This window comes from Chryseobacterium sp. A301 (assembly GCF_054489425.1).
This window is the reverse complement of sequence record NZ_JBTMWY010000005.1, coordinates 83,612-107,411: the sequence shown is the minus strand read 5'-3', so window position 1 is coordinate 107,411 and position 23,800 is coordinate 83,612. Positions and strand designations below refer to the sequence as shown.

The 23,800-nt window shown below is 41.1% G+C and carries 21 protein-coding genes; 13 read left to right on the top strand and 8 right to left on the bottom strand.

The genetic code is table 11. From position 1 onward, the window contains the following. The first annotated feature begins 118 nt into the window (after positions 1-118). From ACX3PU_RS09150 to ACX3PU_RS09115, 8 genes are all read left to right on the top strand, one after another. Entirely contained in the window at positions 119-772 is a 654-nt protein-coding gene (locus ACX3PU_RS09150; protein ID WP_459084724.1) for a succinate dehydrogenase cytochrome b subunit, read from the top strand. Between the two features lie 16 nt (positions 773-788). Next, the gene (locus ACX3PU_RS09145) at positions 789-2,801 is read left to right on the top strand and encodes a fumarate reductase/succinate dehydrogenase flavoprotein subunit (RefSeq protein ID WP_459084723.1); all 2,013 of its coding nucleotides are present in this window, start codon (positions 789-791) and stop codon (positions 2,799-2,801) included. A gap of 135 nt (positions 2,802-2,936) precedes the next feature. Next, positions 2,937-3,704 carry a succinate dehydrogenase/fumarate reductase iron-sulfur subunit gene (locus ACX3PU_RS09140; protein ID WP_459084722.1) on the top strand — a complete coding sequence of 256 codons (768 nt, stop codon included), beginning with the start codon at positions 2,937-2,939 and terminating at the stop codon, positions 3,702-3,704. Positions 3,705-3,843: 139 nt separating this feature from the next. Next, positions 3,844-5,340, top strand: coding sequence for a TlpA family protein disulfide reductase (locus ACX3PU_RS09135; RefSeq protein ID WP_459084721.1), 1,497 nt, complete (start codon positions 3,844-3,846; stop codon positions 5,338-5,340). A gap of 286 nt (positions 5,341-5,626) precedes the next feature. Continuing rightward, entirely contained in the window at positions 5,627-7,030 is a 1,404-nt protein-coding gene (rlmD, locus tag ACX3PU_RS09130) for a 23S rRNA (uracil(1939)-C(5))-methyltransferase RlmD (RefSeq protein WP_459084719.1), read from the top strand. Positions 7,031-7,069: 39 nt separating this feature from the next. After that, the gene (locus ACX3PU_RS09125; RefSeq protein ID WP_459084718.1) at positions 7,070-9,589 is read left to right on the top strand and encodes a zinc-dependent metalloprotease; all 2,520 of its coding nucleotides are present in this window, start codon (positions 7,070-7,072) and stop codon (positions 9,587-9,589) included. Positions 9,590-9,597: 8 nt separating this feature from the next. Next, the gene (locus ACX3PU_RS09120; protein WP_459084717.1) at positions 9,598-10,062 is read left to right on the top strand and encodes a DUF6452 family protein; all 465 of its coding nucleotides are present in this window, start codon (positions 9,598-9,600) and stop codon (positions 10,060-10,062) included. Then, positions 10,028-10,684: a DUF6048 family protein gene (locus tag ACX3PU_RS09115; protein ID WP_459084715.1), complete on the top strand. Its 657-nt coding sequence runs from the start codon at positions 10,028-10,030 to the stop codon at positions 10,682-10,684. The genes ACX3PU_RS09120 and ACX3PU_RS09115 overlap by 35 nt, the downstream gene beginning before the upstream one ends. A 71-nt stretch (positions 10,685-10,755) precedes the next feature. Here ACX3PU_RS09115 and coaE read toward each other — a convergent pair whose 3' ends face one another. The 3 genes from coaE to ruvB form a co-directional block, all read right to left on the bottom strand. Then, a complete protein-coding gene (gene coaE, locus ACX3PU_RS09110) occupies positions 10,756-11,394 on the bottom strand; it encodes a dephospho-CoA kinase (RefSeq protein ID WP_459084713.1) in 639 nt (212 codons plus the stop codon). An 82-nt stretch (positions 11,395-11,476) separates the two neighbouring features. Further along, positions 11,477-12,343 carry an MBL fold metallo-hydrolase gene (locus ACX3PU_RS09105; RefSeq protein WP_459084712.1) on the bottom strand — a complete coding sequence of 289 codons (867 nt, stop codon included), beginning with the start codon at positions 12,341-12,343 and terminating at the stop codon, positions 11,477-11,479. 98 nt (positions 12,344-12,441) lie between these two features. Further along, a complete protein-coding gene (ruvB, locus tag ACX3PU_RS09100) occupies positions 12,442-13,464 on the bottom strand; it encodes a Holliday junction branch migration DNA helicase RuvB (protein ID WP_459084711.1) in 1,023 nt (340 codons plus the stop codon). Positions 13,465-13,568: 104 nt separating this feature from the next. Here ruvB and hutI point away from each other — a divergent pair, with 104 nt between their 5' ends. The 3 genes from hutI to ACX3PU_RS09085 are packed head-to-tail and all read left to right on the top strand — an operon-like array spanning position 13,569 to position 17,044. After that, the gene (gene hutI / locus ACX3PU_RS09095) at positions 13,569-14,807 is read left to right on the top strand and encodes an imidazolonepropionase (RefSeq protein ID WP_459084709.1); all 1,239 of its coding nucleotides are present in this window, start codon (positions 13,569-13,571) and stop codon (positions 14,805-14,807) included. After that, positions 14,794-15,720, top strand: a complete 927-nt coding sequence (gene hutG, locus ACX3PU_RS09090) for a formimidoylglutamase (RefSeq protein WP_459084708.1) — start codon at positions 14,794-14,796, stop codon at positions 15,718-15,720. The genes hutI and hutG overlap by 14 nt, the downstream gene beginning before the upstream one ends. Before the next feature lie 28 nt (positions 15,721-15,748). After that, positions 15,749-17,044, top strand: coding sequence for an aldehyde dehydrogenase family protein (locus tag ACX3PU_RS09085; RefSeq protein WP_459084707.1), 1,296 nt, complete (start codon positions 15,749-15,751; stop codon positions 17,042-17,044). Positions 17,045-17,124: 80 nt separating this feature from the next. Here ACX3PU_RS09085 and pyk read toward each other — a convergent pair whose 3' ends face one another. The 5 genes from pyk to ACX3PU_RS09060 are packed head-to-tail and all read right to left on the bottom strand — an operon-like array spanning position 17,125 to position 21,296. After that, positions 17,125-18,570 carry a pyruvate kinase gene (pyk, locus tag ACX3PU_RS09080; protein WP_459084706.1) on the bottom strand — a complete coding sequence of 482 codons (1,446 nt, stop codon included), beginning with the start codon at positions 18,568-18,570 and terminating at the stop codon, positions 17,125-17,127. Continuing rightward, positions 18,563-19,033 (bottom strand): IPExxxVDY family protein, encoded by a 471-nt coding sequence (locus ACX3PU_RS09075; RefSeq protein WP_459084705.1) that lies wholly within the window; start codon positions 19,031-19,033, stop codon positions 18,563-18,565. The genes pyk and ACX3PU_RS09075 overlap by 8 nt, the downstream gene beginning before the upstream one ends. Beyond that, complete coding sequence (rnc, locus tag ACX3PU_RS09070) at positions 19,008-19,766, bottom strand: ribonuclease III (protein WP_459084704.1); 759 nt, start codon at positions 19,764-19,766, stop codon at positions 19,008-19,010. The genes ACX3PU_RS09075 and rnc overlap by 26 nt, the downstream gene beginning before the upstream one ends. A gap of 12 nt (positions 19,767-19,778) precedes the next feature. Then, positions 19,779-21,023, bottom strand: a complete 1,245-nt coding sequence (fabF, locus tag ACX3PU_RS09065; protein ID WP_459084703.1) for a beta-ketoacyl-ACP synthase II — start codon at positions 21,021-21,023, stop codon at positions 19,779-19,781. A gap of 33 nt (positions 21,024-21,056) precedes the next feature. Next, positions 21,057-21,296 carry an acyl carrier protein gene (locus tag ACX3PU_RS09060; protein ID WP_002976354.1) on the bottom strand — a complete coding sequence of 80 codons (240 nt, stop codon included), beginning with the start codon at positions 21,294-21,296 and terminating at the stop codon, positions 21,057-21,059. Positions 21,297-21,484: 188 nt separating this feature from the next. Here ACX3PU_RS09060 and folE point away from each other — a divergent pair, with 188 nt between their 5' ends. Then, positions 21,485-22,147 carry a GTP cyclohydrolase I FolE gene (gene folE, locus ACX3PU_RS09055; RefSeq protein WP_459084702.1) on the top strand — a complete coding sequence of 221 codons (663 nt, stop codon included), beginning with the start codon at positions 21,485-21,487 and terminating at the stop codon, positions 22,145-22,147. A gap of 11 nt (positions 22,148-22,158) precedes the next feature. Then, positions 22,159-23,625: a cysteine--tRNA ligase gene (cysS, locus tag ACX3PU_RS09050; RefSeq protein ID WP_459084701.1), complete on the top strand. Its 1,467-nt coding sequence runs from the start codon at positions 22,159-22,161 to the stop codon at positions 23,623-23,625. Positions 23,626-23,800: the final 175 nt, after the last annotated feature.

Genomic DNA, 23,800 nt, shown 5'->3' with positions numbered 1-23,800 from the left:
CTTAAGTATTAAGGGTTACTATTTAGAAATATTATAAACTAGGCGATTGTGATTTTTCTCACTCGCTTTGACCTTAACAATTTTTTAACTTTGTCAAAATTCAAATTAACATTTTTATATGGGAGGTTTAACTAGTTCTACAATTGGTAGAAAGTATGCAATGGCATTGTCGGCAATGTTTTTGTTGATTTTTCTCATCATGCACTTGGCAGTCAACTTTTTGTCCGTTATAAGTGCCGATGCGTTTAATGAGGCATCGCACTTCATGGGAAATAATCCTTTAATTCAGTTCTTAATGCAGCCGATCTTATTGTTGGCCGTTTTGTTCCACTTCATTATGGGATTTGTTCTTGAAATCAAGAATCGAAAGGCAAGACCTGTTTCGTATGCAGTGAATGGAGCTTCCGCGAATTCCACATGGATGTCACGGAATATGATTATTTCTGGGGCGGTAGTCCTGGTGTTCTTAGGAGTTCATTTGCTTGATTTTTGGTTTCCTACGATTTCAAAAAATTACTTAGGGGCTGAAAGTACAGGTACCGACTTTGATCATTTAAGAGTTCAGTTCTCTGAATTATGGAGAGTGGTTCTTTATGTGGGTTCCTTTATTTTATTAGGTCTTCACTTAGCGCACGGATTCCAATCCTCATTCCAATCTATTGGTGCAAGGCATCCACAATACACGCCAGCCATCAAAGCCATAGGAAATTGGTACTCGATACTAATTCCAGCAGGATTCATCTTTGTTGCGGTATTTCATTTTTTAACATAATAATATCAAAGTAGATATGAATAAATTAGATTCAAAAGTTCCAGTAGGTCCGCTCGAGGACAAATGGACAAATCATAAAAATCATATGAACTTGGTCTCGCCAAACAACCGCGATAAAATTGATATTATTGTGGTCGGTACGGGTCTCGCAGGAGGGTCGGCCGCTGCGACTTTGGCAGAGCAAGGATACAATGTGAAAGCATTTTGCTACCAAGATTCTCCTCGTCGTGCACACTCAATTGCTGCACAGGGAGGTATCAATGCTGCGAAAAACTACCAAGGAGATGGGGATTCCACTTACCGTCTTTTTTACGATACTATTAAAGGGGGAGATTACCGTTCAAGAGAAGCAAACGTTTATCGTTTAGCGGAAGTTTCTGCCAATATTATTGACCAATGTGTCGCTCAAGGGGTTCCTTTTGGGAGAGAATACGGAGGTCAACTTGATAACCGCTCGTTCGGTGGGGTTCAAGTTAAAAGAACTTTTTACGCAAAAGGACAAACCGGTCAGCAACTTTTGCTTGGTGCTTACTCAGCCATGAGTCGCCAGATTGGAAAAGGTAGAATTAAGATGTATAACCGTCATGAAATGATGGACTTGGTCTTAGTGGATGGCAAAGCGAGAGGAATTATTACGCGGAACTTGGTGACAGGTGAAATTGAAAGACATTCTGCTCACGCGGTTGTCATTGCGTCGGGAGGATATGGTAATGTTTATTTCCTTTCTACGAACGCAATGGGTTCAAATGCTTCTGCTGCTTGGAAGATACATAAGAAGGGGGCTTACTTCGCAAATCCTTGCTATGTACAGATTCACCCGACATGTATTCCGGTGCACGGGACGCAACAATCTAAATTAACCTTAATGTCTGAGTCTTTACGTAACTCTGGACGTATTTGGGTACCGAAAAAGATTGAAGATGCCCAAGCGATTAGAGAAGGGAAACTGAAAGCCGAAAATATTAAAGCAGAAGATAGAGACTATTACTTAGAGCGCCGCTATCCTGCCTTTGGGAACTTAGTTCCAAGAGACGTAGCATCGCGTGCAGCGAAAGAACGTTGTGATGCAGGATTCGGAATTGAAAATAACGACACGAAAGAAGGGGTGTTCTTAGACTTTTCTACGGAAATAACGAAGAAAGGAAAAGAAGCTGCCATTGAAAAAAATATTCATAACCCGAGCGATCAACAGATTTATGATCTAGGAAAAGCCTGGGTAGAGGAGAAATATGGGAACTTATTTGTCATGTATGAAAAGATTACTGCAGACAACCCGTACGTAACCCCAATGAGAATTTACCCTGCCGTACACTACACCATGGGAGGTGTTTGGGTAGATTACAACTTGCAATCTACAATTCCAGGTTGCTTCGTTATTGGAGAAGCAAACTTCTCGGACCACGGTGCCAACCGCCTAGGAGCTTCGGCACTTATGCAAGGTCTCGCAGACGGTTATTTTGTTCTTCCTTATACGATTGCCGATTATTTGTCTGCAGACATTAGCACCGGTAAAATCCCAACTCAGACTGCAGATTTTGATGCAGCCGAGAAAGAAGTACAAGATCGAATCGATTTCTTTATCAACAATAAGGGAACACACTCTGTAGATTATTTCCACAAGAAATTGGGTCACATTATGTGGAACAAAGTGGGTATGGCAAGAACGCCGGAAGGTTTGCAAGAAGCAATTCGAGAAATTGAAGAAGTACGAAACGAGTTCTGGAAAGATGTGAAGGTTCCCGGAGAAGCCAATTCGATGAACATGGAATTAGAAAAAGCTTTCCGTGTTGCGGACTTCTTAGAATTAGGACAACTAATGGCGAAAGACGCGTTAGAAAGAAAAGAATCTTGTGGAGGCCATTACAGAGTAGACCATTCTACCGCAGAGGGTGAGGCACAAAGAGATGACGAGAATTTTATGTATGCTGCTATTTGGGAGTATCAAGGCCAAGACATCAATGCAGAAATAATGCATAAGGAAGGGCTAGAATACGAGAACATCGAAGTAAAACAAAGAAGCTACAAATAAGTAAGATATGAAAGGATTAAAAACTTTTACCTTACGTAAGGTGAGCAGCGTGAAGACTTCATGGAATCCCGTAATAACTGGTAATTCATGTGGTCGTACTGAGAAATTTAATTCATCTCCTAAACAGTAAAGAAAATGAGTGCAAAAAAAGGACTTAATCTGACTCTGAAGATTTGGAGACAGAAGAACAATAAAACAAAAGGACAATTCGAAGTATATAAAATTTCTGATGTATCGACAGATTCATCCTTCCTAGAAATGCTCGATATCTTAAACGAGAACCTAGTGAATGACGGAAAAGAGCCGGTGGCTTTTGACCACGACTGTAGAGAAGGGATTTGTGGTATGTGCTCGTTATACATTAACGGCCGTCCCCACGGACCTGACACAGGAATTACAACTTGTCAGTTGCACATGAGGATGTTCAAAGATGGGGAAACCATTACAATCGAACCGTGGAGAAGTGCTGCGTTTCCTGTAATTAGAGACCTTGTAGTAGACCGTTCTGCATTCGACAGGATTATGGCTGCTGGAGGTTTTGTTTCCGTGAATACCTCTGGAAACACCCTTGATGCAAATGCAATTCCAGTTCCGAAAGAGGACGCAGACAAAGCGATGGATGCAGCAGCATGCATTGGTTGTGGTGCTTGTGTAGCAACTTGTAAAAATGGTTCTGCAATGTTATTTGTAGGGGCAAAAGTTTCTCAATTCGCACTCCTTCCTCAAGGACGTGTTGAGGCGAAAAGACGTGTTCTTCACATGGTAGAAACTATGGATGAAGAAGGATTTGGAAACTGTTCCAATACTGGGGCTTGTGAGGTGGAATGTCCAAAAGGAATTTCTCTTGAAGTCATTGCAAGAATGAACCGTGAATACATGGGTGCTCTTACAAACAAAGGATAAATTCAAACTATTTATATCGCATATCGTCCCACAGAAGTGGGACGATATTTTTTTTGGTTAAACTTTTCATAAATTCGTGAAATATATTTCGCTGAAACTAGGTAATAGCTTAATTTTGCGCAGTTTGAAAAGATTAATCATGAAACAATATTTGTTAGTATTTGCGATGGCGCTTTTTGCTGTCTCGTGTTCAAAAAAAGTAGAAATCAAAGGGAAATTGACCGGTGGATCCCCTTTAGAACGTGTTGAGATTATAGAAACCTCAAGTGTTAGTACACTTCCGCTGCTCAATATGGGCTTGGATGCCAAAGGAGAGTTTTCAGGCTCGTTTGAAGCCGAGAAAAATGGACTTTACGTCATTACCTATGGTGGAGCATCAAACGTAGTGTACCTTAAAAAAGGTCAGACCCTTGAAATTGAAGGAGTAGGTCTTAGCTTCCCAACGAACTATGTGATCAAGGGAGATGCTAAACCCAACAATGACTTCCTAAAAGATGCACAGACTGGATTTGAAACCTATGCACTTAAAATCAATATGGAAGAGTTAATTAAAAAGGACGAAGCTGCCTTCTTGAAAGATTTCAAATCCATAGAAGATTCTGTGTATTCTATTTTTGAGGCTAGTGCTAAAAAGCACAAAGCCGATTCGGATGTGTTAGACTTCAAAAAGCAAGAGGCGAAAGCAAGACTATTGGGTGTTTTAGACGGATATGCACAAATGCATGGACAAGCCACTCAGAAAGCGGATTTCAAAACCGGTGCTGAATTCAAGAAGGTTAAGGACCAGATGCTAAGCAATAGCGATCAAATGATTCGCGATTACCCTATGTTTAGAGAGTATCAATTGAATCAATTGAATGGTGATTTTCAGAAATACCGTGCAAGTTTGCCCGCCAAAGCACCAGGAGAAGAACTGGTTTCTGAAACGTTTGCAAACTATCTTGAAACAAGAAAAGATCTCTCTGCTACAGCAAAAGATTACTTTTTCTCCTACGTTTTAACTCAAGGAGACTTAAACTTCATGAATAGCAAAAATTACGATCGCATTACAGCTTTGATAGACAAAACGGTTAGCGATTCAAAGATTAAAACGGATTTGAAGAAACTTCAAGTGGTTTTAATGGGTCATAAAGAAGGACAAGCTCCAGAGCTTAAATTGATGGACAAAGAAGGGAAGAGCGTGGTTTTATCCGACCTTAAAACGAAACCTTCGTTTGTTGTCTTCTATGCGTCTTGGAATCCAGGGATTGCTGTTTCGACAGTTCCTGCAATCAAAGCCGTGACAGATACCTATGGCGACAAAGTGAATTATGTGTTTGTCAATTTGGAAGATACGAAGGATCAATTCCAAAAAACAAGTACTGCTTTGTTTAAAGATTTCCCTGGGACTCAGTACTGGGTAGAAGGCGGTATTAACGCGAAAGCAGCGACAGATTTCGGATTGTACGGATTTAAAATTCCAAGTTATGTGTTATTAGACAAAGACGGGAAGCTGTTCGCTAGACCTTTCTTCAGTCTACAAGATCCACAGTTTGGGGAATCCATGGAAAAGCTATCAGGTGTTAAGCAGCCTGCTCCAGAAGTTGCAACCGCTCCTTCTGCAGAGCCAGTATCCGGTGAAGAAGCTGCAAAATAAGAACGGGACAAATTATATAAAAACAAAAAACCTCGCAATTTGCGAGGTTTTTTTATCTAAAACCAGCGATACGCCCACATGTAAAGTGCAAGCATTTTTAAAATAATTAATCACGCAGTTCACAAAGACTTTGAGGACGTTCTGCAATGATGCTTCTATTCTACCAATTAATTACCAGATTTATATTGAATGGGTGCGCTGGCTGGTGGCGAGTCATTTATATAGAGTTGAGTTTGGAAGGCAATTATGTGTTTATTGTTACATCGGAAAAGCTTATTTTTGCCAAATGAAAAAAAGAACCCTTATTCTTGAAAACATTGCTTTAACTTCTGCAGGTGCCAAAGGAGTCGCCGTTGGAAAAACTCCTGAAGGAAAAACTGTTTTGGTTTCGGGCGCAGTGCCCGGTGACGTGGTTCATGCCAGAGTGAAGAAGTCTAAAAGTAAGTATTACGAAGCACAAGTACATGAGCTAGTTCAGGCTTCTCCAGATAGAGTGAAACCAAAATGCATTCATTTCGGAGTGTGTGGAGGATGCAAATGGCAAAATCTCTCGTACGAAAAGCAATTAGAGTATAAGGAGTCAGAAGTTCTTAATAATCTTCGTCGAATTGGTGGTGTTGATAATTTTGATGCTTTGCCGATATTGGGTTGCAATGAGCCCTATTACTATCGCAACAAGATGGAATTTTCCTTTTCAAATTCCCGTTGGCTTACCCAAGAGGAGATCGATTCGTCAGGGAATTTAGGTTCTCGCGATGCCTTAGGTTTCCATATTCCCGGAATGTGGAGTAAGATATTGAATCTAAGCGAATGCCACTTGCAAGAGGATCCCTCCAATGCAATTCGAATTGCCGTGCGCGACTTCGCAATAGAGCAAGGACTAGAGTTCTTTGATCCTCGAAATCAAGAAGGATTTTTAAGAACCCTAATGCTAAGACAAAATTCAAGTGGAGAGTGGATGGTTTTGTTCCAATTGTATAGAGAAGAACCTGAAAATCAAAAAGCCCTATTTGCTTATTTACTTGAAAAATTCCCAAAAATATCAACTTTACTCTTCGCAATAAATTCAAAGGGGAACGATTCCGTTTACGATCTAGACATCCAAACGTACTACGGTAGCGGTTTTCTAATGGAGCAAATGGACGGTCTTGAATTTAAGATTGGACCCAAATCTTTTTTTCAAACCAATTACAAACAAGCATTAGAGCTCTACCGTAAAACCTTAGAGTTTGCGGACCTAAAAGGTGATGAGGTGGTGTATGACCTCTATACAGGGACGGGGACCATCGCCCAGTACGTCGCCCGTTATGCAAAGCAAGTGATCGGTATTGAATCGGTGCCAGAAGCCATCGATGCTGCGAAAGCTCATGCAAAATTAAACGGCCTTGAGAACTGTAGTTTCTACTGCGGTGACATGAAAGAAGTATTCACCGATTCCTTTTTGGAGTCACACCCAAAAGCAGACGTGCTAATTACGGATCCACCTAGAGATGGGATGCACCAAAAAGTAGTAGAACAAATTCTCAAATTGTCTCCTGAGAGAATTGTCTATGTGAGTTGTAATTCTGCCACGCAGGCTAGAGATATTGCACTTATGAAAGACCATTATAAAGTAGTAAAAGTGCTGCCGGTTGACATGTTTCCTCAAACCCATCATGTTGAAAATATTGCCCTATTAGAAAGGCTTTGAGAACAATAATTTTGCTATCTTTAGCAAAATTTAAACTCCATGAAGAAAATCAGTATTTTCCTTTTCGTGATTGCATTGCACGTCTCCGGTGGACTAATGCAGGCACAAAGTGATTCTGCAAAGGTCAAGGCCGACTCCGCAAAAGCGAAAGCGGCAACTCCAGCGGCGGCTAAAGCGCCTGTGAAAATCAAGCCTTATAAAGACGTGATCACGGCCAAAGCCAAAAGCGATCAGGGCATTATTACCGTCCACAAAATTGACGACAAGTACTTCTTTGAAGTCCCAGATTCCGTTTTAAAAAAGGAATTCCTACTGGTTAGCAGACTGACCAAGGCAGCAGCCGGAATGAGAACAGGAACCACTGGATATGCAGGCGATCAAATTGCGCAGCATGTGGTATCTTTTGAAAAAGGACCTTCAGATAAGCTTTTCATTCGTTCCATCTCCTATGCGGATTACGTTCAGGATTCAACAGCATCGATGTACAATTCTGTAATTAGAAATAACACTCATGCAATTGTACATGCCTTTGATATCAAAGCCTATGGACCTACGAAGAAGTCTACGGTCGTGGAGATTACAGATTTAATCAATGCCGATAACGAACTAGTTAGTTTCTCGGCTTCAAGAAAGAACTCCTACCGTGTTGGAGCGTTACAAAAAGACAAATCCTTTACAAATTACGTAAAGTCATTCCCAACCAATATTGAAATTAATACGACCAAGACGTTTGCTAGAACCGCAGGGAGAGTAGACCCGAGCGTCAGTGCTGCGAACCGTCCAGTCATTAGTGGAAACTATACGGTTGAGATCAATTCTTCTCTGGTTCTTTTACCGGAAAATAAAATGCAGGCTCGTTATTTCGATCCGCGTGTTGGGTATTTCACGGTAGGGTATACAGATTTTGATTTAGATCCTCAAGGTGTGAAGCGTGTTTCTGTAATTAAAAGATGGAGACTCGAACCAAAACCACAAGACGTGGCACGGTACAACAAAGGAGAACTGGTTGAACCTGCAAAACAAATTGTATTCTATATAGATCCTGCAACCCCTAAAAAGTGGGTGCCTTACTTAATAGCTGGAGTTAACGATTGGCAAGTTGCTTTTGAACAGGCTGGATTTAAAAATGCCATTGTGGGCAAAGTGCCTAGTAGCAAAACCGATCCAGAATGGAGTTTGGAAGACGCAAGGTTTTCCGCAATCGTATATAAGCCTTCGGATGTACCCAATGCCTCAGGACCTTCTATTTCAGATCCAAGAACTGGTGAAATCATGGAGAGTCATATTAACTGGTATCACAACGTAATGTCTCTACTTAGAAACTGGTATTTTGTGCAAGCGGCACCAAACGATCCAAGAGCACGTACCATGGAATTTGACGACAAGTTGATGGGCGAGTTGATTCGATTTGTCTCTTCCCACGAAGTGGGGCATACCCTTGGTCTGCGTCACAATTTTGGATCTTCTTCGACAGTTCCTGTAGAGAAGTTAAGAGACAAAAAGTGGTTAGAGAAAAATGGACATACCCCTTCCATCATGGACTATGCTCGATTCAATTACGTAGCACAACCGGAGGATAAAGTGGGAGATTTAGGTATTATGCCTAGAATTGGAGATTACGACAAATGGGCAATTGAGTGGGGTTACAGAAGATTCGACCAATTTAAAACTCCCGATGCAGAAAAAACTCATCTGAACAAATGGGTGATGAAGGAACTTGAGAACAAAAGACTTTGGTTCGGTACGGAATCCAATCCATTTGACCCAAGATCGCAAAGCGAGCAAGTAGGAGATAATGCAATGGTAGGAAGTAGCTACGGAATTAAGAACTTGCAAAGGATCATGAAAGACCTAGACAAATGGACTCGAGTGGACAATGAAGATTACTCGAATTTGTCGACCATGTATGATCAAGTTACAAGTCAATTTAACCGTTATTTAGGGCATGTCTCTAAATACGTTGGAGGGGAATTAGAAACTCCAAAAACCATTGAGCAGAGAGGTCCTGTCTACGAAGTGGTTTCAAAACAAGAACAGAAAGAAGCGCTTGGTTTCCTTAACGAACAGATCTTCAAAACGCCGGAATGGCTCATGAAGAAGGAAGTGTTTGAAAACACAAATAAATCTCCTGTGAGCGTGGTGGAAGGGCTTCAAAAGAATGTATTAAGTCGTATTTTAAGTCCGATGATTCTTCAAAAAATGTACACTTCTCAATCTGTGGATAAGAATGCATATTCCTTAGACGAATATATGCAAGATTTAAAAGGATACGTGTGGAATAGTTCCTCACCTGACTTATATGAGCGAAACTTACAACGTAACTATGTAAACACGTTAGTATCGCTTGTTTCTGCAAAGCCTAGCGCAGCAAGTTCGGGAGCAAGAGGTTCTTCTTTCAGTATGTCCTCTAATTCTGATGTAACTGCAGTCGCTAGAGGTGTGCTTATGGAAATCCAAAAGGAAGCAAAAGGACGAGCAAGCTCTAGTGCTGACCGCATGCAGCGTTATCATTTTGCTGACCTCGATTATCAAATCGAAAAGGCGTTAGATCCGAAATAAGACTTTATATGAAATATATCTTTGGTTCCCTTCTAAGTTTGCTTTTCCTTTTTTCCTGTGGTTCTGATGACGACATCTGCGTCAGCGGAGAAGCCACACCTAGACTGAAAATCAAATTTAAGGAGGGTACTAAGGATTTGCAAGTATCTCGACTTATCTTAGATGTCGATTATGGCGACGGACCAAAGAATGTCATAGACATGCAGAGGGTGGATTCTATAATGGTTCCCCTACGAGTAGACAATCAGAATTTTACAGATTTGTACGTTCGGACCTCGCCCGAGGCGAGTGCAAGTAAAATTAGGATTTCATATACTTCGGAGTCTAAATATGTGTCACCCGCATGCGGAATAAAAAAATTATATCACGATTTAGAGAGTAAATTAGAAACTAGCGCTGAGGTTATACGACTTGAGCAAGCACAAACCACGGTTACCGATGAATTGCCTACGCACCTTTATCTTGTTTTTTAGTTTTGTATTTGTAGGTGTTTTTGCTCAGCAGCAAGACTCTTTGCAAATCAAAAAGAAATACCAACCCAATTTTATGGTAGGAGGAGATTTGCTTAATGCAGGCGTATCTTTCTTCTCCGATAGAAAAGTCTATCAAGGGTTTATTTCAACACATTTGAAGAAGGACCTTCACTTGATCGCCGAGTTGGGGTATGAGGATAATCTCTATGACAAGAATGGATATGAGGCCTATGCCAAAGGAGCTTATCTGAGAGCGGGTGGGTTTTACATGCTTATGAAAGACGCAGAGAATGAATTCAATGGATTTTATGCAGGACCTAAATTAGCCGCCTCTATGTATGAGCAGCATTACGTAAAAGTGCCCGTTCGAGGCAGCCAAGGAGGGGATTCTTTTGTGGGATTCGATCCTTCCAACCAGACCAGCGTTTGGATTGAAGGAGCCATTGGAGGAAGGGTTCAGCTCTTTAAAAGTTCGTTTTACGTCGATGTGAATTTACAGCCTCGCTATTTGATTTACAGCACGAAGCAAGAAGAAATTTTGCCTATGATTGTTCCCGGTTTTGGGAAATCATCGTCCAATTTTAATGTAGGGTTCGCATGGAACATTGCCTATAAATTTTAGACGCTTCTAAATAGATAACAAACAAATCCCACCGTAAAGGTGGGATTTGTTTGTTAGTAGGAGTCGAAGTGCTAATCTTGCTTGGCAAAAAGTTTTTCAAGCACGCTTGTGGTTTGTTCTTTGAGTTCTATTAGATCTTCATTATTGTAAATAATAAAGGAGGTTTTTCGAACCTTGTCTTTCTCTGCCATTTGCTGATCCATTACGTTTTCAACTTCGCGGTAAGTTTTGGAATCACGATCCATAACCCGTTTGATTCGTATATTGTCTTCGGCAGTCACTAGGATGCTTTTGTAACATTCTTTGTCCAGTCCTAATTCAAAGAGTAGGGCTGTTTCTTTGAATACATAAGGCCCCGATTGATTACGAGTCCAGTTTTCAAAATCTTTTTTCACTGCAGGGTGAATCAGATGGTTTAGGGAGGTGAGCAGCTGGGAGTTTTCAAATACAACACTTGAAACAAAAGCTCTGTTGTATTCTCCTTCTGTATTGTAGGACTCGGGGCCTAGTAGCTCAATGATTTTTGTTTTGAGTAGAGGATCAATATTTACGATCTCTTTTGCTCTTTGATCGGAATTGTAAACGGGATATCCCATTTGTTCAATATACTTTGCCACGGTGGTTTTTCCGGAGCCAATGCCTCCAGTTAAACCGATCACCTTCGGCTCGGGTTCAGGCGTACTCGTATCGCCTTCTTCTGAAATGTCCATAATTTTTTAATTAAAGTTCAAAGATAAAGAATTTGCTAAACGCGAGAAGATAGAATTAAAAGAAATGGTTGCTTTGGAGAAATTAATACCCAAAAACTTCATCAAAACTATAGGTTTGATCCAGTTTAACTCCTTTTTCTGTCATCTTCAGACTTGCAAGCTCATGGTAAGCATCATGTTCTAAAAACAAGAGATAGTCATTGTCGATGCACTGTTTTAAGAAACGATCTTTTTCTTCCATTGTGAGAAGAGGTCTCGTGTCGTAGCCCATGACATAAACAAGTGGAACGTGTCCAGCCGTAGGAATTAAATCCGCCGCAAAAACGATTGTTTTGCCTTGGTATTGAAGTACAGGTAGCATTTGTTTTTCTGTATGACCGTCCACGAAAATGACGTCCATCTTTAGTTCAGGCGCAAATCCATAATTCCCTTGGGAAGGTAAGGGGAGCATTTGAAGTTGTCCCGATTCTTGAATGGGAAGAATATTTTCACTTAAAAAGCTTGCTTTTTCTCTTGGGTTCGGGTTTACTGCCCAATCCCAATGGCTTTCATTGCTCCAATAGGTTGCGTTTTTAAATGAAGGACGATAACCGGTTTTCTCATCGTTCCATTCTATGGCGCCCCCGCAATGATCAAAATGCAGGTGGGTTAAAAAGACATCCGTAATGTCGTCTTTCACAAAACCGTATTTCGCTAGATTTTTTTCAAGACTCTCGTCTCCAAAAAGCGAGTAATGACTGAAGAATTTTTCATTTTGTTTGTCTCCAAGACCACAGTCAATTAGAATAAGTTTTTTTCCGTCTTCGATTAAAAGGGATCGCATACCCATGGAAATCAAATTTCGCTCATCTGCGGGATTGGTTCTTTCCCAAAGGGATTTAGGAACTACGCCAAACATGGCACCGCCGTCGAGTTTGAAATTTCCACATTGAATAGGATAGAGTTTCATATAGTTTGGAATTTGATTCTATTTTACTTGAATTAGATGCCTAAATTTAAGCAAATTAAGGCGAATTGGGATGCGCTTTTTACACAATTTACCCCTTTCTAGAAAAGAGATCCTGGATTAGAGGGAGGGTTTAGTTTCAAGTGCAAATAGGCTTTTTTGGTTACTTCTCGGCCTCGAGGGGTTCGAGTGATGAATCCCTCTTGTATAAGAAAGGGTTCGTATACTTCTTCTAAAGTTTCTGGATTTTCTCCTAAGGAGGTGGCCAAAGCCGAAATACCCACCGGTTTGCTTTTGAAATTTTCAATCATGACGCGCATGATTTTATTGTCCATTTCATCAAGTCCATTTTCATCTACATTAAGGGAGTCTAAGGCAAATTTTGTGATTTTAAGTTCAATTTCGCCGTTGCCTTTAATTTCTGCAAAATCGCGCACTCTTCTCAAAAGTGCATTGGCAATACGGGGTGTTCCTCGACTACGTCTTGCGATCTCAATGGCTGCATCTTCATAGATTTTGATGCCGAGAACCCGAGCACTTCGTTGAATGATTGTAGAGAGGAGTTCCGTGTTATAATATTCAAGACGGTTTTGGATGCCAAATCGAGCAAGCATGGGTTTGGTGAGCATTCCACTTCGAGTCGTTGCGCCAATCAAAGTAAAAGGATTCAAAGCGATTTGCACGCTACGGGCATTCGGTCCCGTTTCTAATAAAATGTCAATTTTGTAGTCTTCCATGGCAGAATAAAGATATTCTTCCACGATGGGAGAGAGTCGGTGAATTTCGTCAATAAACAGTACGTCATTCTCTTCCAGGTTGGTTAATAGACCGGCAAGACTTCCAGGTTTGTCTAAAACAGGCCCAGAGCTGACCTTTAAGCTTACATCGAGCTCATGGGCGATAATGTGAGCCAAAGTTGTTTTCCCAAGCCCTGGAGGGCCGTGTAGCAAGACGTGGTCTAAAGCTCCGCCACGGTTTTTTGCGGCTGCGACAAAAACCTGCAAATTGTCTAATGTCCTCTGTTGACCTGCGAAATCATCAAAACTTTGAGGACGGATCGTCTCTTCTTGGGAGAGCTCCTCAAAAGAATAGTTTTCTTTATCAGGATGAAGGAAGTCTGGCATTTTAATATCGTTTTTGTCTTTTCAAATTTAAGCTTTTTTAAAGAATACAGCCCGAGGGTACAAAAACTTTGTTTCCGTAATTTCAAATGTTTAAATTTACCTTCATGAAATTAATAGGTCCATTTAAACAAATTATTACCTTAAGAGGTCTTCCTTTGCGCGGCGCGATTGCAGACCAAAGTCTTGAGGTCCTTTCCGATGCTGGTCTCCTAATCGACAACGGGGTCATTAAAAAGCTCGGTGATTTTGAGTTACTTAAGAAGGAAGCGAGCAGTGTGGAGCAGGTGCAAGGGGACAAAATCCTTCTGCCTGGACTCGTCGATTGCCATACACATATTTGTTTTTCGGGAAACCGTGCAAATGATTTTGCAATGCGTAACGCAGGACGTACGTATTTAGAGATCGCTCAAAGCGGAGGGGGAATTTGGAGCTCTGTGAAACATACACGGGAGGCTGACGAGAACGAGTTGTTAGAATCCATGCTTGAGCGTATTGAATACCTTCAATCGATTGGGGTAACCACCATAGAGATTAAATCTGGGTATGGTCTTGATTTAGAGCACGAATTAAAGATGCTTCGAGTGATTCAAAAGGCAAGGTCTCGAACAAGTCTTACACTGATCCCAACTTGTCTTGCAGCTCATATGAAGCCCAAAGATTACGAAGAAGACAATCATCACGGAAAATCGTATTTAGCTTATATTTTAGAGGAAATATTGCCGATCGTTAGAAAGGAAGATTTAGCGCGTAGAGTTGATATTTTTATTGAGAAATCAGCCTTTCAACCGGAGGAAAGTCTCGAATATCTAGAAAAAGCGAAAGCACTAGGATTTGAATTGACAGTGCATGCAGATCAGTTTACACCCGGAAGTTCTCAAATTGCGGTACAGGTCGGTGCAAAATCTGCAGATCACTTAGAGGCAAGCAGTCAGCAGGATATTGAGGTCTTAGCCAAGTCGAATACGGTAGCAGTGGCACTGCCCGGTGCTAGTTTAGGACTTGGAGAACCTTTCACCCCTGCTCGCAAGTTACTTGATGAGGGAGCAATACTCGCCATTGGAAGTGACTGGAACCCGGGGTCTGCACCGATGGGCAATTTGCTCACTCAGGCAAGTATTCTTGCCACTTACGAGAAGCTAAGTACAGCCGAGGTCCTCGCAGGAATTACTTTCCGTGCAGCGCACGCCTTAGGGCTGGAGGATCGTGGCCTTCTTGAAGAAGGAAAAAGAGCCGATTTTATTCTTTTTGACACCGACAATTATCAAAATATTTTATACCGCCAAGGGACACTTTCTCCAAGTGCCACCTTCGTAAACGGAGAACTACAATATGGGAAATTATAAGACCTTTTGGAACGGAAGAAACGACGGAGATAATCCGCTTGCGAAACGGTTGTTTCAAGCCGTGGATTTTACCTTGCCTAAGAATTCGACGGGCTATGCGCTTGTCGGATTCGAAGTTGACGAAGGGGTTTTGCGCAATCAAGGAAGAGTGGGAGCTCGCCACGCTCCTAACACGATTCGAACGGCTCTGGCTAATTTCCCGGTCACTAGTCATTCCTTGCTCCTCCATGATCTTGGCAACATCGATTGTGAGGATGGAGATTTAGAAAAGGCTCAAGCGAGGCTTAGCGAAAGGGTTGCACAAATCCTTCGTACAGGTTCAAAATCTATTGTTCTAGGTGGCGGGCATGAAATTACATTAGGGCATTTCAACGGAATTCGGTCTGCCTTCCCAGATAAGAAGATTGGAATTCTGAATCTAGATGCCCATTTCGACAATCGGCAGCCGGCAAGTAATGGGCTAGGGAGTTCTGGAACGGGATTTTGGCAAATTGCACAAAAGGAGCCGCTTCATTCACTCCACATCGGTATCCAGCGGAATTCCAATACGCTGGCACTATTTGATACGGCACACACCCTTGGAATGCAGTATATTTTAGCAGAAGAACTCTATTTCGAAAATTTGCCTGCGCTAAAAGAAAGAATTGTGCAGTTCACAAGTGAAGCGGACATTCTCTATTTAACTATTTGCATGGATGTTTTTAACGCGGCCATTGCACCTGGCGTATCGGCACTCGCTTACAACGGGATCTTTGCTGAGGTTTGCGTGATGAGTATTTTGCGCGAAATTCTAAGTTCAAATAAGCTTGTTTCCATGGACGTGGCCGAAGTGAATCCTACTTACGATCCAGACCACCGCACCAGTCGTTTGGCGGCAAGTTTAGTCAACGAATGGTTTCTAGCGACAAGTTAACTAGCCTTATTTTTTGTAATTTTACGTTATGCAAGAAATTATTAATAAAAAACTTAAGTCTGCGAACAAAGCTTTTTTGGCGTGGAAGCAGATTGATTTTAAAGAAAGACAAGCTTTGCTTGAAAATTTATCAGCTTTGCTTTTAGAGCTGAAGCTTCAGTATGCAAAACTTATCACGAAAGAGATGCATAAGCCCATTTCGCAATCCCTTGCAGAGATCGAAAAATGTGCAGGCATGTCTCATTACTATGCGACACTTGGTCCTATACTCCAAACTCAGAACGTGAAGACGGAAATGAAGATTTCGGAGATTCATTTTGAACCTATGGGAGTAATCCTTGGGGTCATGCCGTGGAATTATCCTTTTTGGCAAGTGCTTCGCTTTGCAATTCCTACTATTTTAGCAGGAAATACAGTGGTTTTAAAGCACGCCTCCATCTGTGAAAAAAGTGGGGATGCAATTGAAAAGCTATTTAGAAAGGCAGGATTTCCTAAGGGAGTCTTTAGCCATCTTAAAATCGGACATCAAGAAGTCGAGGAGTTGATTCAGGATCGAATGATAAAGGCGGTATCCTTAACGGGAAGCGAAGGTGCAGGACGTGCCATTGCGAAAACAGCCGGAGAAAATTTAAAAAAATGTGTGCTAGAGCTCGGAGGAAGTGATCCTTTTATCGTTCTGGACGATGCGAATATCAAAAAGGCGGCAAAGGACGCGGCTTCGGCAAGATTGCAAAATTGTGGGCAAACCTGCGTAGCAGCCAAACGGTTTATTATTCATGAGAAGATTTACGAAAAATTCATAAAGCAGTTCGTTGCCGAGTATGCAAAATACCAGTCTGAGGATCCCGAATCAAAAGATACGGTGATGAGCGTAATGGCGAGGGCAGATTTAGCCTCAGATTTGGTGCGTCAATACAAGGCGGCGCTTAAAGGTGGCGCGAAAATCATAAGTCCACTCCAAAAGGTCGGAGAAATGGGCTTCGAACCAGGTTTGATTGAAGTCAACCCTGGGAATCCGATTGTAAGTGAAGAACTTTTTGGTCCTTTAGGGATGGTTTTTAAAGCGAAAAATGATAAAGATGCCCTGCGTATTGCAAACGATACGATGTTTGGACTTGCTAGTGCGGTGTATACAAAAGACAAAAAGCGGGCTCAATTTTTTGCAGAGGGACTTGAAGTAGGAAGTGTAGCCATTAATCAAATCTTCCGGTCCGATTGGCGAATGCCATTCGGGGGAAGAAAGAATTCAGGATATGGCGTGGAATTGTCAAGTGCAACCCTTCATGAATTTACGATTCGAAAGTCGGTCATTGGCAGCGTGTAGACGCGAGCACAATTAAAGGCAAAGGCATATAAAAACCCTGCAAAAGTGAATTTGCAGGGTTTTTTAGTTTAGGCTTCGATTTAGATTTTAGTTAATCGAAGTGTGTTCGTTTTGCCTCCTTGTTCGGCTGGCGTCGCATTTAGATTGATTACGAAATCCTCCTCCTCGACGTAGGCTAATTCTTTTGCCATTTTGTTTACTTCTATAATGGTTTCATCGGTACCCGTTGAACCTTCGTAGTAATAAGCTCTTACACCCCATAAAAGGTTAAGCATCGTAATTACGCGTTTGTTTGCACTAAAGACGATAATGTTAGAGTTTGGTCTATGCGCAGAAATCTGGAACGCAGTATAGCCTGAGTACGTAAGAGTGATGATCGCTTGCACATCCGTTGTTTTTGCAATTCGCACTGCGGCTAAACAAATTCTATTGGTGATAAAGCGCGCGTCAATGCAATTGAATTCTTTTTCAATTGGACTTACTTTCGATTGGTAAAAATGCGTGTTTTCAATGTTCTTAACAATTTTACTCATGTTTTTCACAACGTCCACCGGATATTTCCCTACGGAAGTTTCACCGGAAAGCATAACCGCATCCGCACCGTCCAAAACCGAGTTGGCCACGTCGTTTACTTCTGCGCGGGTAGGAGTGAGGCTGCTGATCATCGTCTCCATCATTTGAGTCGCAATAATTACAGGCTTCGCAAAGCTTCTTGCTTTTTCAACTAGAAGTTTTTGAATGGCAGGAACTTCCTCCATAGGAACTTCTACACCTAAATCTCCACGAGCTACCATTAAGCCGTCGCATTCCAATAGGATCTGATCAATGTTTTTAACTCCTTCCGGTTTTTCAATTTTCGCAATAATTGGAGTTTTAAGCTTATTGGTCGGGTGGCTTGCAATTATTTTCTTTAAATCTATGATGTCCTGCGCATGTCTTACGAAGGAAAGAGCAATCCAATCTAATTCGAGGTCTAAGATGAAGTTCGCATCTTTGATGTCCTTTTCAGTTAATGCAGGAAGTGAAACATTTGTATTAGGAAGGTTTACTCCTTTTTTTGAACTTAGAGGTCCCCCTTGAATGGTTACGGCTTTGACCATATCCTTTTCATTGGTTTCTGTCACTTGGAGTACTAATTTTCCATCGTCAATCAGAATTCTCTCGCCAACCTTTACATCGCGCGGAAATTCTGTATAGGTCATGTATACTTGAGAAGAGTTTCCCTCTATGTTTTCGTTGGTAAAGGTTAGGATGTCTCCCGGATTCAAATAGGAGCCTTCTTTGACAACTCCCACACGTAATTTAGGTCCTTGCAAGTCACCTAGGATTCCCACAGAAGTACCAAGCTCTTTGTTGAGTTCACGAATGGACTGTACGTGGGTCTTAACTAGGTCGTAGTCTGCATGGGAAAAATTAATACGGAAGATGTCAACTCCCGCTTTTATAAGATCTGCCATCACTTCTTTTTTAGAAGAGGCTGGACCGAGCGTCGCTATGATTTTAGTTTTCTTTAGATGCTTATTCATAATATTGAATTAATTGAAAGAGTTCCTCGTTAGAACTCAATAGAAATTGCTGGATTGGAAACATAAGGTTTTCCGGCTGCAAAATTAAGGAAAAATCGGCATATGCATCGCTGGTTTTAATTAAGTAGTCCACTTCTTTATGATTTGGTAACAAAAAATTAATATGTTCCTCGTCTGAGAATAACTCAAGGACTTGTTTTTTTTGAATTTTTTGATAGGAAGAATTGGAAATAAATTGAAAACAAGTTTGCGTTTCCTGATGATAGGCTTCAAACCGATTGTGGTAATAGTCGTTGTATTCGGCGCATTTCACTAAATCTTTTATTCGTGTGAAATCCGAATCATTTGCTTTGTTGATGTGGTAGAATAGTTCGTGGTCTGGTAGGTGTTTTGTAAGAAGTACCAGCCCGAGAGTAAGATCGTCGTCGCGCTCAGATTCAAGAAAGAGTTTTTGAATTTTCAAGAATATGCTCTTTTTTATTTAGGGTGTAAAAAGCGCGTTGTGCGGCTTTTTCTTCTGCTTTTTTCTTCGAGGACTCGGTGGCGGTTGAAACTCTATCGCTTGTGAGCCAGACCGTGGTTCTAAAAACCGTGGTGTGATTGGGCTGCTCTTCTTCCGTGGTTTCGTAACGAAGGGCCAGCTTTTGCTTTTGAGACCACTCTAATAGGAGTCCCTTATAACTTACGATTTTATTTTCTAATTTACCAATTTCTTTTGGAGTCAAAAGTTTGTTGAGGATAATGGTTTGGCAAGCTTCATACCCGATGTCGAGATAAACAGCACCGATAAGCGCTTCAAACAGATTTCCTGCAATGTTTTCGCCCAGTGCGGAAGAAAATTTATTTTGGATCAGGCTCGTAAGCTTTAAATCGTCACCAATTTTATTCAAATTCTTACGGTTGACAATTTTGGATTTCATCTGCGTGAGATATCCTTCGTTTGCCTTGGGATAGGTTTCGAACAAATAACAAGAAATCACAGAACCTAAGATAGAATCGCCTAAAAACTCAAGACGCTCGTAGTTTTTTATTTTTTTTGAAGACATTTTTAATGTAAATGCCTCTTGATACACTTCTATTTGCCCTACAGGTTGTCCAATAATTTTGGATATACCCAAGCTAAGTGCAAGTTCTTTTTCAGAATAATTTCTGCTTTTTTTACCTAGGAATTTAGAAATGTACTTCTGTAACTCCACCTTTTCTGACCTTTAGATTCTTTTAAATAGTACACAGGCGTTATGTCCGCCAAATCCGAAAGTGTTGCTCATCGCGACATCCACATGTTTTTTAACCGCATGGTTAAAAGTGAAGTTTAGTCGCTCGTCGATTCTTTCGTCGTCAGTAAAGTGGTTAATGGTAGGAGGTACAATTCCGTGAATGATTGTGTGAATTGCAGCAATTGCCTCAACAACTCCTGCGGCGCCAAGCAAGTGCCCGGTCATCGATTTTGTAGAGTTGATTTGAATGTCAAATGCGTGCTCCCCTAATAGTTTTGAAATCGCATTGGATTCTGCGATGTCACCCAAGGGAGTAGAAGTTCCATGCATATTAATATGGTCTACTTCGTTCGCATCAACCTCTGCGTCTTCTAAACAGTTTTTCATCACAAGATAGGCTCCTAATCCTTCTGGGTGGGGAGCCGTCATGTGGTAGGCGTCGGCACTCATTCCTCCGCCTTTTAACTCGGCGTAGATGGTAGCCCCGCGTTTTACCGCATGCTCGTATTCTTCTAATATGATACTTCCTGCGCCTTCTCCTAAAACAAAACCATCACGGTCTTTGTCAAAAGGACGAGAGGCCGTAGTCGGACTGTCGTTACGGGTCGAGAGAGCCATCATAGCGTTGAATCCGCCAACCCCACTAGCCGTAACTGCAGCTTCAGAACCTCCACAGACGATCACGTCTGCTTTCCCTAATTGAATCAACATTTTTGAATCAATTAGAGCATTGGCTGAAGAAGCACAAGCTGAAACCGTGGTGTAATTTGGACCGTGAAATCCGTATTCCATTGAAATGTGACCCGGCGTTATGTCCGCAATCATTTTTGGAATGAAAAAAGGGTTGAATCGAGGAATGTCTGTGTTCGCCCATCCTAAGACTTCATGCTCGAAAGTTTCAAGGCCTCCAATACCTGAGCCCCAGATCACGCCCACTCGATTTCGATTCAATTCTCCATTAAGGATGCCAGAATGCTCAACAGCTTCACGTGCTGCTACTAAGCCGAGCTGAGTGTTTCTATCCATTTTTTTCGCCTCTTTCTTTTCAAAGTGGTCTAATGGGTTGAAATTCTTGATCTCGCAGGCAAATTTTGTTTTGAAATTTGTGGCATCAAAAAGAGTAATCGGAGCGGCACCGCTCTTACCTTGGGTAAGGCTTTCCCAGTATTCTTTCGCATTATTACCAATCGGTGTTAGTGCACCAAATCCTGTTACAACTACTCTTTTTAATTCCATAAATTTTTTAATTATCTAACGAATAGATTCAAATTATTTGTTTACCACTTCCTCAATGTATGCAATTGCATGACCTACAGTTGTGATTTTTTCAGCCTGATCGTCAGGAATCTGAATGTTGAATTCTTTTTCGAACTCCATGATAAGTTCCACTGTGTCTAATGAATCAGCTCCTAGATCGTTAGTGAAGCTAGCTTCTGGAGTTACTTCTGTTTCTTCAACGTCAAGCTTATCAGCGATGATAGCTTTTACTCTTGATGCAATGTCTGACATAATAATAGTATTTTTTAATTATTGTTTAATTGGTGCAAATATAAAAAAAACTTAATCAATTATCCTTTTTTTAGTATTTTTTAAGGAATTTGTAACGTGTCAAAAAAAGGTCTGCGATAGAAGCAGTCCGAAAAATTCGATTTCAAAGGATATTTCCTTATTTTTGCCATTCTAAGAATCAATACACTATGACGGATTTTGACAACGACGACGATGTTTTTACAGGCAAAGAGCATACACCCTTAAGAGCAGATGCTTTTGAAAAAACTCCTTTGGAAAAAGTGGAGCGAATTGAAATGCTTTTTGGACAAATCATGGAAACCCTTGGGTTAGATATGGAAGATGATTCCTTGAAGGATTCTCCCAAGAGAGTTGCCAAAATGTATGTAAATGAGATTTTCGGCGGGTTATTGCCTGAGAACAAGCCTCGAATTTCTACCTTCAGCAATAAATACAAGTATCGCCAAATGCTCGTGGAGAAAGACATTACGGTTTATTCCTTTTGTGAACATCATTTTCTACCGATTATTGGGCGAGCGCATGTAGCGTATATATCCAATGGAGAAGTCATTGGACTTTCCAAGATTAATCGAATTGTCGATTATTATGCGAAAAGACCCCAAGTTCAAGAACGTTTAACGATGCAGATCGTAGACGCCTTAAAACAAGCATTAGGAACAAAGGATGTGGCATGCATCATTGATGCAAAGCATCTCTGTGTGAATTGTCGTGGAATTAAAGACACCGCGAGTTCTACGATCACCGCTGAATTGAGCGGGATCTTCAGAACCAATCCAATTACGAGACAAGAATTTCTTCACTATGTGGGGAGCCATGCTAAAATTGACTAATACATAAATCAATGGAACTAAAAATATACAATTCTCTCACGGGACAGAAAGAAACATTTAAACCGATTTTAGATGGCAATATAGGAATGTATGTTTGTGGACCTACCGTCTACAGCAATGTGCATATGGGCAACGTAAGGACCTTTATGTCATTCGATTTTATCTACCGCACACTCCTTTATATAGGATACAAAGTACGGTACGTTAGAAACATTACGGATGCAGGGCATTTAACAGACGATGGAAATGTAGACAACGATCGGTTTGTAAAACAAAGTCGATTAGAAAAACTAGAACCAATGGAAATTGTACAGAAGTACACGGTCGATTTTCACAAAGTTTTGCAGCAGTTTAATTTGCTACCTCCTAACATTGAGCCAACCGCTACGGGCCATATTTTAGAGCAGTTAGAACTAACAAAGCTTTTGTTAGAAAAAGGATACGCTTATGAAACGGGAGGTTCGGTCTATTTTGATGTACATGCTTACAATGAAAAAGGGGGAAACTATGGAGAGCTAAGCAAGCGAAACATTGAAGAACTCTATGCCAATACCCGGATTCTAGACGGGCAGGACGAGAAGAAAAACCCACAAGATTTTGCACTTTGGAAAAGTGCTTCACCGGCGCACATCATGAAATGGCCTTCCCCATGGGGAGAAGGATTTCCAGGATGGCATTTGGAATGTACGGCAATGAGCACTAAATATTTAGGGGAGAAATTTGATATTCACGGAGGAGGGATGGACCTTAAATTTCCGCATCATGAATGTGAAATTGCACAAGGAACTGCTTGCAACGGGACCTCACCTGTGAATTATTGGATGCATGCAAACATGCTCACTTTAAACGGTCAAAAAATGAGTAAGTCGACGGGAAACACGATTTTACCCATGGAGTTGATTACGGGGGACAATACCTTTTTTGAAAAACCGTTTGCGCCCACCGTCGTTCGTTTCTTTTTCTTACAAGCTCACTATCGAAGTGTAGTTGATTTGTCAAACGAGGCTTTAGTGGCGAGTGAAAAAGGCTATCTTCGATTAATGGAAGCGCTTGAAGTCCTTCGAGACATCGATCCATCAGAGTCAGGCAAAGAATCGTTTGACGTGTCCGCTTGGAAACAGAAATGCGATCAGGCCCTACTGGATGATTTTAATTCTCCGATTTTAATTGCTCATTTGTTTGAGGCTGTAAAAGTGATTTTCGCAATTAAGGACGGGAAAGAAAGTCTTAGCCAAGATGATCTAGAGTTATTAAAAGCTTCGCTTCAGACTTTTGTGTTTGATGTGCTAGGTTTAGAAGAGATTGCAAAGCAGCATTCGGATAAGCTAGATTCAACTCTCCAAGTGTTAATTGACCTTCGCAATCAAGCAAGACAAGCAAAAAACTGGGCGCTTTCAGACGAAATTCGAGATAAGCTTCTTGCCGAAGGGATTGAACTTAAAGATTCACGCGAGGGAACTTCTTATATAATTAGCTAAGCAAAAGGAATTCCTTTTCAATACGAAAATGGAGCTTTGGTTTAACCGGGGCTCCATTTGTGTAAGGTGTTGAATGGCAAATAGTAAGCTGTAAAGTCGGAGTCTTTTTTTTGTCGAATTAAAGCAGGATAAATTGCTTTTATTTTTTTAAATTGCATCACAGTTAGATCCAGAT

Coding starts and splice junctions, on each gene's coding strand:
- ACX3PU_RS09150 (WP_459084724.1), top strand. CDS start 119: ATGGGAGGTTTAACTAGTTCTACAATTGGTAGAAAGTATGCAATGGCA.
- ACX3PU_RS09145 (WP_459084723.1), top strand. CDS start 789: ATGAATAAATTAGATTCAAAAGTTCCAGTAGGTCCGCTCGAGGACAAA.
- ACX3PU_RS09140 (WP_459084722.1), top strand. CDS start 2,937: ATGAGTGCAAAAAAAGGACTTAATCTGACTCTGAAGATTTGGAGACAG.
- ACX3PU_RS09135 (WP_459084721.1), top strand. CDS start 3,844: ATGAAACAATATTTGTTAGTATTTGCGATGGCGCTTTTTGCTGTCTCG.
- rlmD (WP_459084719.1), top strand. CDS start 5,627: ATGAAAAAAAGAACCCTTATTCTTGAAAACATTGCTTTAACTTCTGCA.
- ACX3PU_RS09125 (WP_459084718.1), top strand. CDS start 7,070: ATGAAGAAAATCAGTATTTTCCTTTTCGTGATTGCATTGCACGTCTCC.
- ACX3PU_RS09120 (WP_459084717.1), top strand. CDS start 9,598: ATGAAATATATCTTTGGTTCCCTTCTAAGTTTGCTTTTCCTTTTTTCC.
- ACX3PU_RS09115 (WP_459084715.1), top strand. CDS start 10,028: ATGAATTGCCTACGCACCTTTATCTTGTTTTTTAGTTTTGTATTTGTA.
- coaE (WP_459084713.1), bottom strand. CDS start 11,394: ATGGACATTTCAGAAGAAGGCGATACGAGTACGCCTGAACCCGAGCCG.
- ACX3PU_RS09105 (WP_459084712.1), bottom strand. CDS start 12,343: ATGAAACTCTATCCTATTCAATGTGGAAATTTCAAACTCGACGGCGGT.
- ruvB (WP_459084711.1), bottom strand. CDS start 13,464: ATGCCAGACTTCCTTCATCCTGATAAAGAAAACTATTCTTTTGAGGAG.
- hutI (WP_459084709.1), top strand. CDS start 13,569: ATGAAATTAATAGGTCCATTTAAACAAATTATTACCTTAAGAGGTCTT.
- hutG (WP_459084708.1), top strand. CDS start 14,794: ATGGGAAATTATAAGACCTTTTGGAACGGAAGAAACGACGGAGATAAT.
- ACX3PU_RS09085 (WP_459084707.1), top strand. CDS start 15,749: ATGCAAGAAATTATTAATAAAAAACTTAAGTCTGCGAACAAAGCTTTT.
- pyk (WP_459084706.1), bottom strand. CDS start 18,570: ATGAATAAGCATCTAAAGAAAACTAAAATCATAGCGACGCTCGGTCCA.
- fabF (WP_459084703.1), bottom strand. CDS start 21,023: ATGGAATTAAAAAGAGTAGTTGTAACAGGATTTGGTGCACTAACACCG.
- ACX3PU_RS09060 (WP_002976354.1), bottom strand. CDS start 21,296: ATGTCAGACATTGCATCAAGAGTAAAAGCTATCATCGCTGATAAGCTT.
- folE (WP_459084702.1), top strand. CDS start 21,485: ATGACGGATTTTGACAACGACGACGATGTTTTTACAGGCAAAGAGCAT.
- cysS (WP_459084701.1), top strand. CDS start 22,159: ATGGAACTAAAAATATACAATTCTCTCACGGGACAGAAAGAAACATTT.